Raw genomic sequence first — 15,280 nt, 5'->3', positions numbered from 1 at the left:
GCCCCGCCAGACTTACCGCAAGAGCCTATTCCGTCTTATGGGGCTGTTGGGGCATCACGCGTGAGGCATGCGCGGGATCACCGGAGAGCCGTGCTCAGCCTCCGCCCCTGGAGAAGTGCTGGTAGTCCTTGGTCCCCGACCAGTAGCCGCCCCACTCCCAGCCGACCTGCGCGAACGCCTTGACGACCTTGTCGCCGGGGTTGATCACACCCCTGCCCTTGAGCGGGCGTTCGGTGAACTTCTTGGCGTTCTGGTGGGCGGTGCCGCCGTCTGCGGTGACATATGGGTTTTCGCGGGGATTGATGTCTACTGCTTCCCCGTAGGCGTGGTTCGACCAGTTGCTGGACCCGGTCGCCGGGCGGCAGTTGAAGGCCGAGGTGTTGTTGGCGTCGATCGAGTCGAAGTCGTCGCCCTTGAACACGTCCACCAGCTTCATCTGCTTGATGGGCCAGCGCCAGTCGTACAGCTTCCTGAAGACCGTCTCGATGTCGTCGGTGACCGTCTTGCGCACGACCATCTCGCCGGTGTGCGGCTTGTTGTCGAAGCCCCAGTACGTCATCGTGATCAGCCGGAGATCCCGGTAGTGGACCGGGCAGCCGGGGCGCCACGAGTAGGGCAGGCGGTCACGGGAGACCCGCGAGACCTTCGAGCTGAACGCGGGCGGTCCTGTCGGGGTCGGCGTGACCGAGGTGGGCGTGGACGTGGGTGATTCCAGCGTTGCGTGGTCGGGAGCCGGCGGCGCGGGCGCGGCGGCCGGCTCCCCCGCGCCGCACGAAACGGACGCGAGCACCACGAACGCCATGGCGGCAGCACGTTTCATCTAGCCACCATATGCGACGTCAGCCCTGGTCAGGGGACTATCAGCAGGGTACGGCGAGCCCGTTTCGCCAGCCGGGCGGAAACCGAGCCACGCCAGAGGGAACGACGCGAGCGCCCCACCACGATGGCGTCGGCCATGTACGCGCTGGCCAGCGTCTCCAGCTCGCGTGCGGTGTCCCCGCGCACGCTGACGAACTGCCACGGCACCCCGGCGCCGCGCAACTCGTCCCTGAGGTCCTCCGTCAGGTCGGCCGCCGAGTCGGGGATGATCGGCGACCCGGCGTAGAACCACGTCGGGGTGGTGTTGAGGGCCTCGACGAAGGCGATGAGCAGGGCGGCGCAGTCCCTCCGGGCGAGCCCGGCCGCGTACGCGAGTGCGTTGCGGCTCGGGCCCGATCCGTCGAAACCCACCACCAGCAGGCCGGCGCCGTCCTTGCCGATCTCGAACTGCCCTGCGGGAAGCCTGCCTGCCAGCGGCTCCCACTGGGGGTCGGTACCACTGCCGAACACGGCATGACTCGCGTCAGGCGTCGGCGTGCTTGCCGCGGCGGGCCAGCTCGCGCAGGGCGTCCGCCGCGTAGATCACGAGAGCCACGAACGAGAGCCCGGCGAGCCCGCCGCCGACCCACAGGTCGTTGACCGTCGCGTCCACGTACGCCCCGCCGCGCGGCTGGTAGCCGACCGCGAACGGCGCGGCGACCAGCCAGAGGCCGCCGAGGAACAACAGAACGAGGGCCGAGACGCCCACCTTGGCCCTCATCGGGTCTCCTCCATGCCAACCAGGGAAGGCTTGCCGTTCTGGCGGTGCTCGCCGGAGCGGGGGCCGGTGTTCAGGTCCGCACGCAGCGCCTCGACGAGCGGCGCCAGCAGGCCGGCCAGCTCGGCGGAGGACGCCTGCGGCGCGGCGGCCGGCACGGGCTCGGGCTCCGGCTCGGCCGGGCGCGGCTTCGGGACCACCAGCCCGCGCACCACCAGGTCCTCATGAAGGGCCAGCACAAAGGCGATCGCACCCGCGAGCGCCACGACGGCCACGCCCAGGCCGGTGAAGAACTCGGACTGGGTGGCGTTCGTCCAGTCGGCGCCCTCCGGCTGGGTGCCGAGGGCGAAGGGCGCGATCATCAGCCACAACCCGGCCAGGACGGCCAGGGTCGCCGCGACGACGCCCACAAACTTGCGAATCATTGCGAGATTCCTCCTGTTACGAGGTCTTTCTGTGGTGGCGTGGCCTGCGCGATCAGGGCGCGCGAGGTGGGCCGCAGCACGTCCTGGACGACCGACCGGGCCCGCTCGCGCTCCGGGCGATCGTCGGGCGGCGCCATCCTGGCGACCGCGGTCAGCAGCGCGGAGTGCTCGCCGTTCACCCGCTCGATGCGCTGGGCGATGAGCTCCAGCAGGAGGCCGGCCAGGACGAGGTCGTCCTTGTTGAGCGGCTTGGCCTCGGGGACCGCCGGCACGCTCGCGCCGCGCAGCGGCAGCTCCTTGAGGAAGAGCGTGGCCACGAAGCCGAGCAGCGCGATGGGCACGCCCACGATGAACACGGTCTCCAGACCGCGGGTGAACGCCTCCAGCACGATGTTCTTGATGGGGGTCGGCAGCTGCTGGATGGCGCTGGGGCTGCCGAGCTGGACGCCCGAGCCGCCGGGCACCGAGATGTGCGCGGCGGCGAGCATCGCGGTCATCTCGTCCCTGAGCCGGTTCGTCAGGATCGCGCCGAACGCGGCCACGCCGACGGCGCCGCCCAGGGACCGGAAGAACGACACGCCCGACGTGGTCGAGGCCATGTCGCGCGGCTCGGAGCCGTTCTGGGCGGCCAGGATGAGCATCTGCATGGACAGGCCGAGCCCGACGCCCAGCACCGCCACGTCGAACCCGATGAGCCACTCGCTGGAGTCCACGTGCAGCCTGGACAGCAGGAACAGCCCGACGGCCACGATGAGCAGGCCCGCGACCGGGAAGATCTTCCACTTGCCGGTCTGGGTGACGATCTTGCCGGAGATCACGCCGGCCAGGAACAGCGCGACCACCATGGGCAGCGTCATCAGGCCGGAGTTCGTCGGGCTGAGCCCCTTGACGATCTGCAGGTACTGCGGCAGGTAGATCATCGCGCCGAACATCGCCATGCCGACGAACAGCGAGGCGAGGCTGGTGAGCACGAACGTTGGGTTGCGGAACAGCCGCGGCGGCAGGATCGGGTTACGCGCGGTCCGCTCCGACAGCACCGCCAGCGCCAGCGCCAGCAGGGCGATCGCGACCAGGAAGTAGGTCCAGAACGAGTTCCACTCGAACTCGGTGCCGCCCAGCGTCAGCAGCAGCATGAGCGCGCTCGCGCTGGCCGTGATCGTCGTGGCGCCCCAGATGTCGATCGAGGTGCTCCGCTTGATCCGCGGCAGCTTCAGCACCTTCTGGATCACCACGAAGGACACCAGCGCGAACGGCACGACCACGTAGAAGCACCAGCGCCAGCCCAGCCAGTCGGCGTCCACGATGAACCCGCCCAGCAACGGCCCCGCGACCGTGGAGATCCCGAAGACGGCGCCCATGTAGCCGGAGTAGCGGCCGCGCTCCCTGGGCGACACGATGTCACCCAGGATCACCTGCGACAGAGCCGACAAACCACCGACACCCAGGCCCTGTACGGCACGCGCGGCGATGAGCTGTCCCATGTCCTGGGACAGTCCGGCCACCAGTGAGGCCGCGACGAACAACCCCAGAGCGGTCTGGAAGAGCAGCTTGCGCCCGAACAGGTCGGACAGCTTCCCCCACAACGGCGTGGACACCGTCATCGTCAGCATGGTCGCGCTCGCGACCCACGAGTACTGGTCCTGACCGCCTAGTTCCCCCACGATCGTCGGCAGCGCGGTGCCCACCACGGAAGTCGAGATCATCGACGTGAGCATCGCGAGCATGAGCCCGGACATGACCTCGAGGATCTCGCGGTGGGAGTAGTGCCGCTTCGTGGGAGACGCGGCCTGCGCCTGGGCTACCAAGACACCACATCCCCTTCTTACAGTTTTATCCGAGTTGAGTATACGCATGTTTACTAGCCGCGCGGCAAGTGGGTGTTCGTTGAGTAGAGTGCGGGCATGAGTCCCCAGGTGACTGAGGCCAGGCCACGCGACCGTGAGGCCACCCGGGAGCGGATCCTGCACGCGGCTCGCACGCTTTTCGGCGAGCAGGGCTACGAGCAGGTGACCGTACGCATGATCGCGTCGGCGGCGGAGGCCAACATCGCCCTGGTGGGCCGCTATTTCGGGTCGAAGGCGGGGCTGTTCGGCGCGGTCCTGCAAGGCGAGCCCACCTTCAGCGCGCTCTTCGAGGGCGACCCCGACGCCCTGCCCCGCCGGCTGGCCGAATACGCGGCCGAGCGCATGTTGCACCCGCCCGACAGCGCCATCCTGCGCACCCTCGAACGCTCGGCCGCCCACCCCGAGGTGCAGGCGGTGGCCAGGGAGCGGCTGATCTCGGCGGTGCTCAAGCCGCTGGAGGCCCAGCTCTCGGGGCCGGACGCGCACGCGCGGGCCCGCATGGCCACGGCGGTCTTCCTCGGAATCAGCGCCACCCGCCGCCGGATCGGCCCCGAGCAGCCCACGCCCGCCGACGTCGATCGCCTCACCGCGGTCTTCGAGGCCTGCCTGCGCTGAAAGTTTCACCGCTTAAGGCGACTCCGACCTGCGATGACACCCTAAAGATCGATCCGATGTCTTTGAGCGGGCGGCGCGGCTCCCTACGATCCGGGGGAGCCGGTGGGAGCGCTCCCACATGACGGACGGAGTAAATTCCATGTCTCGCAGAAGGCCCATGTTGGCGGTGCTCCTCGCGGCGGCCGCCACGGCCGCGGCGGGGGCGGTCGTCCTCTCCTCGTCCACCGCCCAGGCCGCCGACTCCGCTTTCTACGTGGATCCCCAGACCAACGCGGCCAAGTGGGTGGCCGCCAACCCGAACGACAGCCGTACCGCCGTGATCAGGGACCGCATCGCGGCCGTGCCGCAGGGGCGGTGGTTCGCCACGTACAACCCCACGACCGTGCGGAGCCAGGTGGACGCGTACGTGGGCGCGGCCGCGGCGGCCGGCAAGATCCCGATCATGGCCGTGTACGCCATGCCGAACCGCGACTGCGGCGGCCCCAGCGCGGGCGGCGCGCCCGACCACGCCGCCTACCGGGCCTGGATCGACCAGATCGCGGCCGGTCTCGGCGGCCGGCCCGCCTCCATCGTGCTCGAACCCGACGCGCTGGCGATCATGACCAACTGCATGAACTCCGCCGAGCAGGCCGAGGTCAAGGCGTCCATGGCCTACGCCGGCAAGAAGTTCAGGGGCACGTCGTCGCAGGTCAAGGTGTACTTTGACATCGGGCACGACGCCTGGCTGTCCGCCTCGGAGGCGGCCTCCAGGCTGACCGGCGCGGACGTGGCCAACAGCGCCGACGGCATCGCGGTCAACACCTCGAACTACCGCTCCTCGGCGGGGCTGGTGTCGTACGCGAAGAGCATCATCTCGGCGACCGGCGTTTCCCGGCTCAAGGCGGTCATCGACACCAGCCGCAACGGCAACGGCCCCGCCGGCAGCGAGTGGTGCGACCCCGCCGGCCGCGCCACCGGCACGTGGAGCACCACGAACACGGGTGACTCCGCGATCGACGCCTACCTCTGGGTCAAGCCGCCGGGCGAGGCGGACGGGTGCATCGCGGGGGCCGGCCAGTTCGTGCCGCAGCGCGCCTACGACCTCGCCATCGCCGCCCCGCCGCCCACCGGCACGCCGACCGTAACTCCCACCGTGACCCCGACCGTAACCCCCACCGTGACCCCGACCGTGACCCCGACCGGGGGGCCGGGCGGCTGCACCGCCACGTACGCGGTGACCCGCCAGTGGACGGACGGCTTCCAGGCCGAGGTCACCGTGCGGAACACGGGCACGTCCGCGATGAGCGGCTGGAGGGTCGGCTGGACGTTCCCGAACGGGCAGACGATCTCCCAGCTCTGGAACGGCACCCTGTCCGGCAGCGGCGGCACCGTCAGCGTCACGAACCTCAACTGGAACGGCGCCGTGGCCGCGGGCGCGACGGCCACGTTCGGCTTCCTGGCCGGCCACACCGGCCAGAACGGCACTCCGTCCACGGTCAGCTGCACCGCCTCCTGAGGCCCCGCGACACCATGGAGCCCCCGCGGCGCGGGGGCTCCATGCGGTCATGAAATAACGGCGCATTCGCGGCTGTTGCACACAGCCAGGTCACACCGCACTGCGAAAGGCGCGTACTCATGGCTCTGCCGCTGTCCATCCTTGATCTGGCGCACATCGGCGAGGGCGAGACGGCGGCCGACAGTTTCGCCGCCAGCGTGGCCCTCGCCCAGCGGGCCGAAGAGCTGGGATACCGGCGGATCTGGTACGCCGAGCACCACAACATGGCGAGCATCGCCTCCTCCGCGACCAGCGTGCTCATCGCCCACGTGGCCGCACACACCCGGACGATCCGCCTCGGAGCGGGCGGCGTCATGCTGCCCAACCACTCCCCGCTGACCATCGCCGAGCAGTTCGGCACGCTGGAGACGCTTCACCCCGGGCGTATCGACCTCGGCCTCGGCCGCGCCCCGGGCAGCGACCAGCAGACCATGCGGGCCCTGCGCCGCACCCACTCCGCCGCGGACACGTTCCCGCAGGACGTGCTGGAGCTGCAGGGCTACCTGACCGGCGAGTCCCGCATCCCGGGTGTGGACGCCACGCCCGGCAAGGGGACGAACGTGCCGCTGTACATCCTCGGCTCCTCCCTGTTCGGGGCCCAGCTCGCGGCCGCGCTGGGGCTCCCGTACGCGTTCGCCTCCCACTTCGCGCCCGCCGCGCTGGAGGAGGCCGTCGAGGTCTACCGGCAGGAGTTCAAGCCGTCCGCGCAGCTCGACCGGCCGTACGTGATCGCCGCGCTCAACGTGATCGCGGCGGAGACCACGGAAGAGGCGGAGGAGCAGTTCCTGGCCTCGAAGCGGCTCAGGGTGAGCAGGTTCCTCGGGCGGGGGCGCACGTTCACCACCGAGGAGGCCGACATGATCCTCGAATCGCCGGCCGGACAGCAGATCGTGCAGATGGCCAGGTATTCGGCCGTGGGGAACCCGGCCGAGGTGAAGGCGTACGTGGACCGGTTCGCCGAGCACGCGCGGGCCGACGAGCTGATCGTGGCCTTCTCCGCGACCGACCGGAAGGCGTGGATGCGCTCGGCCGAGCTGCTGGCCGAGGTGCACGGGGCCGGACAGCTCGCCTAGTCGGCGACGAGCCGGGCGCGGTGGCCTTCGTGCTCGCGCTGGCGGCGGACCACGTACGTGCCAGGTGCGCATCCCGAGCCCCCGTGCTCGGGATGAAGCAGATGGACGACGGCCGTGGCGGTGAACATGCCGATCGCCAGCCTGTCGCTGTCCGTGACCTGCGTGGTCCAGCGGCAGGTGCCCGGTTCGGCGACGAGCGTGTGCGGGTTGCCGCCGGCCGCGCCGCGCAGCAGCTCGACGCCCTCGGGGGGAACGTGCTGCCAGCGGGCCTCGGGCCGGGCCTGCACGGAGCCGGCGACGACGGGGAGCGGGATGACGATGAGGTCGCCCTGGGCCTGGAGGCCGTCGACGACGGGGATGCGTACCGACTGCTCGAGGTGGTCGAGCACGGCGAGTCCGGTCTGCCGGGAGAGGGAAGCGAGCGTAACAGTCATGGAATCACCTCAGGTTCTGCGTAGGAGTCTGGAGTACTGCTCGCCGGACAGCCCGTAGGTCCAGCCGGCGGCGGAGATCGGATCGTCGAAGTAGGCGGGGACGGTCAGCCCGTACTTCCGCCGGCGGCCGTCGCGCTCGACCGATCCGTTGACCGCGAGGAGCACCCTCAGGTCCCGGCGCATGTCGTAGAGCCGCAGCTCGGAGCCCGGGTTGCCGGGGTCGGGCGCCGTGGCGAGCAGCCGCAGCCCGGCCTGCTCGATGTACGCGCCCCAGCCCAGCTTCTCGATCGCGCACCGCCTGACCTCGACGTTGCGCTCGCCCGCGATCCGCTCGACGGTCGGGTCCTCGATCACCCAGGACGGCACCACGGTGCCGTGCCAGGCGTGCACGGACCACCCGTCCCCGTACCGCACGGCGGGGCCGCCAGCGTGGTGCAGCCAGGCCCCGCCGTCGCCGGTCTCGGTGTGCAGGGCCACCGGCCGCTCGGACACGACGCACACGTGCTCGCCGGGCCACCACCAGTGGCACGACCGGGCCACGGCCGTCCACAGGTCGAACTGCCGCCGCTGGTCGTCGGTGAACGCCACGCCGGCGACCCGGTGGAGGGCGTCGTAGTAGGCGACCCAGTTGACGTACTGGACGTTGTACCAGGTGGTGTGGTGTTCCCCGCTGTGCGCCCGCTGCAGGGACGGGAGGAGGCAGCGGCTGACGGAGCCGAGGAGCGAGAACTGCACCTCTTGACGGAGGGTCCGGTCGATCGGGAGCTGCGCCGGTCGCACGAGGGCGTCGATGCTCCCGCAGAGCCTGGCCTTGACCTCGGAGAAGCGGGCCCGCAACGGCCACTCGTGCACGCGCTCGGTGCTCTCGGAGGGCCGGAGCCCGACGGGGGCGGTCGCCAGGGCGGCGAGGGGCGAGGCGACCCAGTGGAATCGGGGCGGGGGTCGCCCGATCAGCCGGTAAAGGGCGGAGATGGCGGCCTCTGCGGCCGGACGGTCGGCGGGCAGCGTCGAGAGCGCTCGGCCCAGCCATTGTGCGCGGATCGCGGCAGCTTCCAGCTGCACGAGATCAGTCACCGGACGAGGGCGGTGGCGCCCTCCCTTCGCATGATCATGTCAACGATGGTGACAGAAGGGAGCGGCGCTTGTCCACCGTCATTCGTCTCGCCGTGTTCATTCCGCCGGCGGGTGCCGGCGTTGGTAGGGGCCCGTGGTCTCGGAGGAGGGCGCTGGGGCCAGGCCCGCCGCGAGGAGCTGGGCGCGCAACGTCAGCACCGTACGTTCGAGCGCTCTGATCTGCGCCTGGAGCCGGCGGATCTGGTCGCGCATCGAGGTGGAGGCGTCCTGCTCGGTGGCCAGGTCGGCGCCCACCTGAGCGGCCTGGCTCTGCATCCGGGCGAGCTGCTTCTCCAACTGGCTCAGGGCGTCCTCGTAGATCGTCTTCGCCCGCAGGAAGGCGTCGGCGTCGACTTTGGAGCGCTCCAGCTCGGCCTGGCGCTCCACCTGGAGCAGCGCGGTCTGGTGCGTCTTCCGGTTCGCGTCGGTGGCGGAGCGGAAGGCGAGGTACGCCACGCCGAGCGGGACGATTCCGATGGCGATCTGGATGAGCACGTCAGTCAGCATCGCCGCCTCCTATGGGCCGGATGACCCCGGTGTAGGCGATGCCGTCGTCGCTCTGCCAGGCGTTGACGCTCAGCGCGATGCCGAACTCGCTGCCGTCGCGCCGCACGCCGACCAGCGGGATGACGCGCCCGGCCAGGTCGGAGCGGCCGGTGGCGAGCACCCGGCTCAGCCCGGCCACGTGCTGCTCGCGGAAGCGCGGTGGCATCAGGATCGTCAGGGGTCTCCCGACCGCCTCCTCGGTGCTCCACCCGAACAGCGCGGCGGCCTGGGGGTTCCACGACTGGATGATCCCTCCGGCGTCGGCCACGACGACGGCCGCCGCCCCGGCCGGCGTGGACCCGGGGAACCGCCCCGGCGGCGGGGTGGCCTCAGGCCAGGTGGCGATCAGCGCGATCCAGCCGCCGAACGCCAGCCACACCGCCCCGGCGACCCAGCCGCGCGGGTTGGCCCCGGTGAAGGTGGAGATCAGATTGATCAGGCCGTAGAGCAGTACCAGCGCCGTGGCGGCGGCGAAGGCGATCCGGTCGGACCGCCCGAACATCTGCACCAGGCACAGCACGCCGGTGACGCACCAGGCCAGCGCCCATAAGTTCAGCGGCGCGACGGAGGCGAGCACGGCGTAGCCCGGGGTGGCGCGCTGGCCGGCGGGCGCGAACGCGAGAGAGGCGGCGATGGCCAGGCACAGCAGGCCCACGAAGGCCAGCGACGCGCCACGCCGTCCGATGCGGTGCAGGATGCGGGAGGTGGTACGGCGGAGGAGGGCCGAACCGGCAGCGTCACCGTTACTCACGGTCGCAAGACTAATGCATATAGTTAGCCTTAGCTGGGAATATCGGGGGCTCCATCAAGACGCGCGGCCCGAGATTCCAGGCGTCGAGCAGCACGCGGCGGTCCTCGGGCGGCACGCCGTCCCACTCGCCGCGCAGGACGCGCTCCTCGCCGGGCAGCAGATCGATGGCGTTGTCGTCCCAGCGCACCCAGCCGGGCTCGGTGGCCGGGCGGGCGTCGAGCAGGCGCAGGAACGGGACCGCCGGCCCCTCCTCGTGCCTCAGCCGCAGCGTCCACGCCGTCCCGTGGGGCTCCACGTGCGCGCTGACGCGGGCCTCGGGCAGGGCGAGCAGGTCGCGGAAGTCGGTGCCGGCCGTGAGCAGGTACCGGTTCGTCGCCGTACGGTCGCCCGCCCGTACGGACAGGTCGAGCAGGAAGGTCTGATCGACCGCGCACCTGAGCTCGCCGACCTGGCCGGGAGCGGCAGGCGTCCAGCGCTCCTCCGCGACCCGGCTTCCGTCGAGGCGGAGGACCCGCGCGGTGACGGCGGCCGGCCCGCCGTCCCACCAGGCCCAGACCGCCGCGCTCAACTCCCCGCCCGTCACGCGCGGCGCCGGGAGCCGCGCGCTCACATGGACCTGCCGGTACGCGCGGCGCACGTAGTGGTAGGCCGCCTTCGGCTCGCCGAAATAGTCGACGGCCGCGGTGCACCACCCGTTGGGGAAGGACTCGTTGAGCTGCCAGGGCAGCACGCCGCAGCACGAGGGCCGGCGCCGGTTGGCCTCGATCGCGTACCGCAGGCCGTCGGCCTGGAGGAACTGGCCGGCCCTGGACATCGTCGCCAGATCCCCGATGGCGCCGCCGAACGCCTCCTGCACCAGGGGCTCGTTGTTCCACCAGCGGCCGAGATGGTCCCAGACGGGGTTGCGGGTGGTCGGGAGCCGTCGTTCGGGGGCGGGCACGACGGACTCGATCGCCCGCAGGTTGCTCATCCCCTCCACGCCGAACTCGCTCAGCAGCAGGCCGCGGCCCTCGTCGTAGAGCCGGTAGTGGTCGGAGAGCCCCTGGTGCTCCCAGGGCCCGTGCACGTCGTGCTGCTCCGGGCTCGTGCGCACGCTCTCCAAGGTGTTGCCGAACACCGGCCCCGACGGTGAGGTCGGCAACCAGTGCCGGTCCGGGTCGAGCCGCGCCACCACCTCGTGCAGGGCCGCCAGCACCGGGGAGTCCTCGTCCTTCAGCGGCACGCCGTCGGCCCGCTGCAACTCGTTGCCGCCGCACCAGACGGCCAGGCTGGGATGGTTGCGGCGGGTGGGGACGATCCGCTCGGCCTCGGCCGCCATCCGGGCCACGAACACCTCGTCGTCGCTGGGCAGGCTGCGCATGCCGGAGCTGGACTGGGCGAACTCCTGCCAGACGAGGATCCCGTACTCGTCGCACAGGTCGTAGAAGGTCTCGCTCTCGATGAGCCCGCCGCCCCAGACCCGCAGCATGGTCACGCCGGCGTCGCGGGCGAGGGTGAGGAGGTGGCGCAGCTTGGCCGGATCGGTGGCGCCGTAGAGGGCGTCGGCCGGGACCCAGTTCCAGCCCTTGATGGTGGTGGGATGGCCGTCGACGGTCAGGCGGTAGGGCAGGGCCGTGGGCGGGGCTTCGGGGTCGCGGGTGAAGCGGAGGTCGCGGAAGCCGAGGCGGAGGCGGTGCTCGTCGCTCCCGTGCCTCCCCTGCCTCCCGTGCCTCCCCTGCCTCTCATGGACGGTGGTGGTGAGCGTGTAGAGGTGCGACTGCTCGCCGGTGCCGTTGAGGTGCCAGCGGCGGGGGGACTCGACCTGGAGGGTGATCTCGGCGGCCGGGTCGCGGCCGTCGAGGGGGACGGTGGCCTCGGCCACGATCTCGCCGTCGGCCGTACGCAGGGTGCACGTGGCGGTGCCCTCGCCCTTTCCCTCCGTCGCCAGGCTCACCCGGACCTGGCCGGTCCCGCCGGTGATCACGGGCCTGGCCCACACGTCGGTCACCCGCAGCGGCCCGGTCGTGCGCAGGCGTACCGGGGCCCACAGGCCCTGGTGGACGAGGCGGGGGCAGAAGTCCCAGCCGTAGCCCATGCGGCCCTTGTGCACGTCGACCTTGGCGGTGTAACCGACCTGGGGTTCGCTGACGGGCGCGGGATCGATGACGACCGCCAGCGTGTGCTCGCCGGGGCCGAGGAGGTCGGTCACCTCCACGACGAGCGGGACGTACGTGCCCTCGTGGGTCGCGATCCGGTGCCCGTCGAGGTAGACGGCGGCCGCGTAGTCGATGCCGTCGAACTCCAGGAACGCGCGCTCCGCGGGGGCGAGGGCGGGGGTGCGCAGGCGGGTGCGGTACACCCAGGTGCGCTGCGGCACCCATTCGGAGAGCAGGCTCTGCCGGCCCACGTACGGGTCGGGCACCTGGCCCGCGGCCAGCAGGTCGGCCAGGACGCTCCCGGGGACCCGGGCGGGCACCCACCCTCCGGTGTCCCGGCCGTCGCGGGCGTGCAGCTGGGCGCGGTGCAACTGCCAGTCGTCGCCGAGGTAACCCCGCAACTCCCAGCCCTCGTCGAGAACGGAGACGGACGTCATGCTCCGTACGATATGGCATCGTTCCCACACGATCCAGGGGCTCTCGTTCCGGCCTCTGGACCGGCTCCCGGCCCGGCCGCTAGAGTAACGACATGACTACAGTGGGTCACGATGTCGATGCACTACGGACCGCGTTCCCCGATTGGTCGTTCTTCTACAGTGACGAGGGCGTCCTCTACGCGACCCGGCGCGGTGTCCGGCTCGCGGACGACGAGATCCACAAGGGCCTCCACCAGACGGTCAGCGCCGACGACGTCGCCACGGTCCTGAGCCTCCTCGAGGACCAGGAGCGGGTGGCATCGATGTCATAAGCATTTCGGAATTTCGGTCAAGCCATTATCGATATTCCAAATTCCGGCCGCTGTAACGCGTGTGACCTGAAGAGTAGTTTGCTCGCATGCTTGAATCACGTGAGCCGGGCAGGGCGGCTGTCCTGCGGCGCAAGGCCATTTGCTTAGCCGTCGCGGGAGTCGTCGCCGCGGGGACGCCGATCGGACTCGGCTCGTCGTCGGCGCACGCGTCGGATTCTCCCGCGCCGGAGAATGCCGTCATCGTCTGGGACAGAAACGCCGAGACGGCGATCTGGGACATCGCCCGTCAGCAGCCGCAGGTCCAGGCACGCAGCTTCGCCATGGTCCACGGCGCCGTCTACGACGCGGTGAACGCGATCGCCGGCACCCCCTACCGGCCGTACCTGGTCGCCCCGCCCGCCGGCGGCACCGCGTCGACGCCCGCGGCCGTCGCGACCGCCGGCTTCGGCGTGCTCAGCGCGCTGTTCCCGGCCCAGGAGGCGAGGCTGCGGACGCAGTACGACGAGTCGCTGGCCGCCATCCCCGACGGCGCCGCCAAGCAACGCGGGATCGCCGTGGGCAACCAGGCGGCCGCCGCGATGATCGCCGCCCGGGCGAACGACGGGGCCTTCGGCAACCAGACCTGGACCGTCGGCACCCAGCCGGGCCAGTGGCGGCCGGCGCCTCCCACGAACGCCTCCGACGGGGCCTGGGTCGCCCACCTCAAGCCGTTCCTCCTGCCCAGCGCGTCCATGTTCCGCACCTCCGGCCCGCCGTCGCTCACCAGCGAGCGCTACACCCGCGACTTCAACGAGGTCAAGGCGATCGGCTCGGCGACCAGCACGGTCAGGACGGCCGACCAGACGCAGGCCGCGATCTGGTGGCACGACCGGCACCTGGCCGAATGGGAGATCAAGCGCCAGCTCGCCACGAAACAGCGGCTGAGCACGCTCCAGACGGCGCGGATGTTCGCGATGGTCGACATGGCCGAGGCCGACGCCACGATCGCCTGCTACAACGAGAAGGCGGCGTGGAACTTCTGGCGGCCGGTCACCGCGATCCAGCTCGCCGACGACGACGGCAACCCGGACACGGCGGGCGATCCCGGCTGGATGCCGTTGCTCGTCACGCCGCCGCACCCCGACTTCACGTCAGGACACACCTGCTTCACCGGGGCGAGCATGTCGGCGCTGGCGCACTTCTTCGGCCGGGACAACATCCCCTTCAGCGGCTACAGCGCCGACTCGGGCACCACCCGGCACTTCCGTAGCTTCTCGCAGGCGCTCGCCGAGGTCGTCAACGCCCGCGTCTGGGGCGGCATCCACACGCGTACGGCCGACGTGGCAGGCGCGAAGATCGGCAAGCAGGTCACCGCGTACATGGTGAGGCACTACTTCCGGCCCCACGGGCACTGACCGCCGTCATCTCAGGTCCTGGGCGGCTTCGGACGATGCACAGCTGGTGGCGTGGACGGCCGGATCACGAAGCCTCCGACGCGAACTCCGGACACATGCGCGTCATGAGATCCCAGAACGATCGGTATTCGAGCACTCCCGGATGCCAGGTGGCGAAGTCCCACGCCTGCCATTCCCCGTCGGGCGCCACCACGCCCGGAAAGAGAAGACAGACCTGGCCGTCGATGTACTCCGAGAGGTAGAGGGTGTCGCCCATGGGGTCGCCCCATGTCTCAGCGAGGTGAGGGTCAACGTCACGGGTCCAGCCGACCTCGGCCAGAGGCAGCAGATGCAGACACGAATAGCTCTCCACGTCCCAGCCGTTGGAGATCTGGAGGAATTCCCGATAGCTCGGTGGCAGGCGGATGCCGAGCCGTTCTTCGTGCCGCGCCAGCTCTTCTTCGCCGACACCCGTCGTCCCCAGCCATTCCGGAGGACGATGTGCTTCCACGAGGTGCCGGGACCGCGGCGGCGCGGAAGCCACGCTTCGTTCATGCCGCTCGTGAATCCTGCGGTTCACGGTACGGAGAAGGCCGGCCCAGGGGTAACGCGGACCGTCGGGGGTGATCATGGCGTACACCGTACGGCACCCCGACGACATGAACGTGCGGCGTTTTCCATCGCTGAAGATGGAAGTCGGCGGTGGCTGGAGGGAGCCGAAGACCGGGTGCCGCAGGCCGTCTTGGGTCACCATTGGGATCATGTCCGGCGGACCTGACCAACGATGGGTGATCTGATGAACGAGTCCGAGGGTGTCCCCCTGGCCGACTACATCCGCGTGCTCCGCGACCAGCTGGAGACGGCGCAGGAGGATGGGCAGGGGCGTGGGGTGAGGTTCGGTGTCGGGGCCGTGGAGCTGGAGTTCGAGGTCGCTGTGACGCGGGAAGCGGGCGGGAAGGGCGGGCTGAAGCTGTGGGTGGCCGAACTGGGTGCTGAGGGCAAGCGGAGCGGCGTCCGGACCCAGCGGGTCCGGATGACCCTCACGCCTACCGACGAGGACGGCCGTCCGCTCTCGGTGACCGACCGGTTGCCCGAGTTGCCGCGTTGAGACGG

17 protein-coding genes are annotated in these 15,280 nt (G+C 70.7%); 6 read left to right on the top strand and 11 right to left on the bottom strand.

Features of this window, described 5'->3' with window-relative positions; all coding sequences use genetic code 11:
• Nucleotides 1–94: 94 nt before the first annotated feature.
• Genes ACTWPW_RS07385 through ACTWPW_RS07365 form a run of 5 tightly spaced genes read right to left on the bottom strand, consistent with a single transcriptional unit; the run spans nucleotide 95 to nucleotide 3,806 of the window.
• Complete coding sequence (locus ACTWPW_RS07385; protein WP_443168258.1) at nucleotides 95–820, bottom strand: M15 family metallopeptidase; 726 nt, start codon at nucleotides 818–820, stop codon at nucleotides 95–97.
• 29 nt (nucleotides 821–849) lie between these two features.
• Nucleotides 850–1,329, bottom strand: a complete 480-nt coding sequence (locus ACTWPW_RS07380) for a universal stress protein (RefSeq protein WP_443168257.1) — start codon at nucleotides 1,327–1,329, stop codon at nucleotides 850–852.
• A 13-nt stretch (nucleotides 1,330–1,342) separates the two neighbouring features.
• A complete protein-coding gene (locus ACTWPW_RS07375) occupies nucleotides 1,343–1,579 on the bottom strand; it encodes a hypothetical protein (protein ID WP_375110322.1) in 237 nt (78 codons plus the stop codon).
• Nucleotides 1,576–2,001 (bottom strand): hypothetical protein, encoded by a 426-nt coding sequence (locus ACTWPW_RS07370; protein ID WP_375110321.1) that lies wholly within the window; start codon nucleotides 1,999–2,001, stop codon nucleotides 1,576–1,578. The genes ACTWPW_RS07375 and ACTWPW_RS07370 overlap by 4 nt, the downstream gene beginning before the upstream one ends.
• Nucleotides 1,998–3,806, bottom strand: a complete 1,809-nt coding sequence (locus tag ACTWPW_RS07365) for an MDR family MFS transporter (protein ID WP_375110320.1) — start codon at nucleotides 3,804–3,806, stop codon at nucleotides 1,998–2,000. The genes ACTWPW_RS07370 and ACTWPW_RS07365 overlap by 4 nt, the downstream gene beginning before the upstream one ends.
• A 96-nt stretch (nucleotides 3,807–3,902) precedes the next feature.
• Between ACTWPW_RS07365 and ACTWPW_RS07360 the strand changes: the two genes are divergently transcribed.
• The 3 genes from ACTWPW_RS07360 (at nucleotide 3,903) to ACTWPW_RS07350 (ending at nucleotide 7,067) form a co-directional block, all read left to right on the top strand.
• Entirely contained in the window at nucleotides 3,903–4,460 is a 558-nt protein-coding gene (locus ACTWPW_RS07360) for a TetR/AcrR family transcriptional regulator (protein WP_443168256.1), read from the top strand.
• Nucleotides 4,461–4,599: 139 nt separating this feature from the next.
• Nucleotides 4,600–5,955: a glycoside hydrolase family 6 protein gene (locus ACTWPW_RS07355; RefSeq protein WP_443168255.1), complete on the top strand. Its 1,356-nt coding sequence runs from the start codon at nucleotides 4,600–4,602 to the stop codon at nucleotides 5,953–5,955.
• Between the two features lie 119 nt (nucleotides 5,956–6,074).
• Nucleotides 6,075–7,067, top strand: a complete 993-nt coding sequence (locus ACTWPW_RS07350; protein ID WP_375110317.1) for an LLM class flavin-dependent oxidoreductase — start codon at nucleotides 6,075–6,077, stop codon at nucleotides 7,065–7,067.
• Here the strand turns inward: ACTWPW_RS07350 and ACTWPW_RS07345 are convergent.
• The 5 genes from ACTWPW_RS07345 to ACTWPW_RS07325 all read right to left on the bottom strand — a co-directional run bounded on the left by ACTWPW_RS07345 (nucleotide 7,064) and on the right by ACTWPW_RS07325 (nucleotide 12,483).
• Complete coding sequence (locus ACTWPW_RS07345) at nucleotides 7,064–7,501, bottom strand: hypothetical protein (protein WP_375110316.1); 438 nt, start codon at nucleotides 7,499–7,501, stop codon at nucleotides 7,064–7,066. The two genes, ACTWPW_RS07350 and ACTWPW_RS07345, sit on opposite strands and share 4 nt — an antisense overlap.
• 9 nt (nucleotides 7,502–7,510) lie before the next feature.
• Nucleotides 7,511–8,575 (bottom strand): DUF6745 domain-containing protein, encoded by a 1,065-nt coding sequence (locus ACTWPW_RS07340; RefSeq protein ID WP_375110315.1) that lies wholly within the window; start codon nucleotides 8,573–8,575, stop codon nucleotides 7,511–7,513.
• 96 nt (nucleotides 8,576–8,671) lie between these two features.
• Nucleotides 8,672–9,121, bottom strand: coding sequence for a hypothetical protein (locus tag ACTWPW_RS07335; protein WP_375110314.1), 450 nt, complete (start codon nucleotides 9,119–9,121; stop codon nucleotides 8,672–8,674).
• Nucleotides 9,111–9,911 carry a PAS domain S-box protein gene (locus tag ACTWPW_RS07330; protein ID WP_443168254.1) on the bottom strand — a complete coding sequence of 267 codons (801 nt, stop codon included), beginning with the start codon at nucleotides 9,909–9,911 and terminating at the stop codon, nucleotides 9,111–9,113. The genes ACTWPW_RS07335 and ACTWPW_RS07330 overlap by 11 nt, the downstream gene beginning before the upstream one ends.
• A gap of 10 nt (nucleotides 9,912–9,921) precedes the next feature.
• The gene (locus ACTWPW_RS07325) at nucleotides 9,922–12,483 is read right to left on the bottom strand and encodes a glycoside hydrolase family 2 protein (RefSeq protein ID WP_375110312.1); all 2,562 of its coding nucleotides are present in this window, start codon (nucleotides 12,481–12,483) and stop codon (nucleotides 9,922–9,924) included.
• Between the two features lie 92 nt (nucleotides 12,484–12,575).
• Here ACTWPW_RS07325 and ACTWPW_RS07320 point away from each other — a divergent pair, with 92 nt between their 5' ends.
• Both ACTWPW_RS07320 and ACTWPW_RS07315 read left to right on the top strand, forming a co-directional pair.
• Nucleotides 12,576–12,794 (top strand): hypothetical protein, encoded by a 219-nt coding sequence (locus ACTWPW_RS07320; protein WP_443168253.1) that lies wholly within the window; start codon nucleotides 12,576–12,578, stop codon nucleotides 12,792–12,794.
• A gap of 86 nt (nucleotides 12,795–12,880) precedes the next feature.
• On the top strand, nucleotides 12,881–14,188 hold the full coding sequence (locus ACTWPW_RS07315) for a vanadium-dependent haloperoxidase (protein WP_443168252.1): 1,308 nt from the start codon (nucleotides 12,881–12,883) through the stop codon (nucleotides 14,186–14,188).
• A gap of 64 nt (nucleotides 14,189–14,252) precedes the next feature.
• On the opposite strand, the gene ACTWPW_RS07310 is transcribed toward ACTWPW_RS07315, so the two are convergent.
• Nucleotides 14,253–14,798, bottom strand: a complete 546-nt coding sequence (locus ACTWPW_RS07310) for an SMI1/KNR4 family protein (protein ID WP_443168251.1) — start codon at nucleotides 14,796–14,798, stop codon at nucleotides 14,253–14,255.
• A gap of 165 nt (nucleotides 14,799–14,963) precedes the next feature.
• On the opposite strand from ACTWPW_RS07310, the gene ACTWPW_RS07305 reads away from it, so the two are divergent.
• On the top strand, nucleotides 14,964–15,275 hold the full coding sequence (locus tag ACTWPW_RS07305) for a trypco2 family protein (protein ID WP_375110308.1): 312 nt from the start codon (nucleotides 14,964–14,966) through the stop codon (nucleotides 15,273–15,275).
• The last annotated feature ends 5 nt before the right edge of the window (nucleotides 15,276–15,280 follow it).

This window comes from Nonomuraea sp. KM90 (assembly GCF_052246675.1).
In the GTDB taxonomy this organism is placed as follows: Bacteria; Actinomycetota; Actinomycetes; order Streptosporangiales; family Streptosporangiaceae; genus Nonomuraea.
This window is presented reverse-complemented; position numbering and strand designations above follow the sequence as displayed.

Coding starts and splice junctions, on each gene's coding strand:
- ACTWPW_RS07385 (WP_443168258.1), bottom strand. CDS start 820: ATGAAACGTGCTGCCGCCATGGCGTTCGTGGTGCTCGCGTCCGTTTCG.
- ACTWPW_RS07375 (WP_375110322.1), bottom strand. CDS start 1,579: ATGAGGGCCAAGGTGGGCGTCTCGGCCCTCGTTCTGTTGTTCCTCGGC.
- ACTWPW_RS07370 (WP_375110321.1), bottom strand. CDS start 2,001: ATGATTCGCAAGTTTGTGGGCGTCGTCGCGGCGACCCTGGCCGTCCTG.
- ACTWPW_RS07360 (WP_443168256.1), top strand. CDS start 3,903: ATGAGTCCCCAGGTGACTGAGGCCAGGCCACGCGACCGTGAGGCCACC.
- ACTWPW_RS07355 (WP_443168255.1), top strand. CDS start 4,600: ATGTCTCGCAGAAGGCCCATGTTGGCGGTGCTCCTCGCGGCGGCCGCC.
- ACTWPW_RS07350 (WP_375110317.1), top strand. CDS start 6,075: ATGGCTCTGCCGCTGTCCATCCTTGATCTGGCGCACATCGGCGAGGGC.
- ACTWPW_RS07345 (WP_375110316.1), bottom strand. CDS start 7,501: ATGACTGTTACGCTCGCTTCCCTCTCCCGGCAGACCGGACTCGCCGTG.
- ACTWPW_RS07335 (WP_375110314.1), bottom strand. CDS start 9,121: ATGCTGACTGACGTGCTCATCCAGATCGCCATCGGAATCGTCCCGCTC.
- ACTWPW_RS07325 (WP_375110312.1), bottom strand. CDS start 12,483: ATGACGTCCGTCTCCGTTCTCGACGAGGGCTGGGAGTTGCGGGGTTAC.
- ACTWPW_RS07320 (WP_443168253.1), top strand. CDS start 12,576: ATGACTACAGTGGGTCACGATGTCGATGCACTACGGACCGCGTTCCCC.
- ACTWPW_RS07315 (WP_443168252.1), top strand. CDS start 12,881: ATGCTTGAATCACGTGAGCCGGGCAGGGCGGCTGTCCTGCGGCGCAAG.
- ACTWPW_RS07310 (WP_443168251.1), bottom strand. CDS start 14,798: ATGATCACCCCCGACGGTCCGCGTTACCCCTGGGCCGGCCTTCTCCGT.
- ACTWPW_RS07305 (WP_375110308.1), top strand. CDS start 14,964: ATGAACGAGTCCGAGGGTGTCCCCCTGGCCGACTACATCCGCGTGCTC.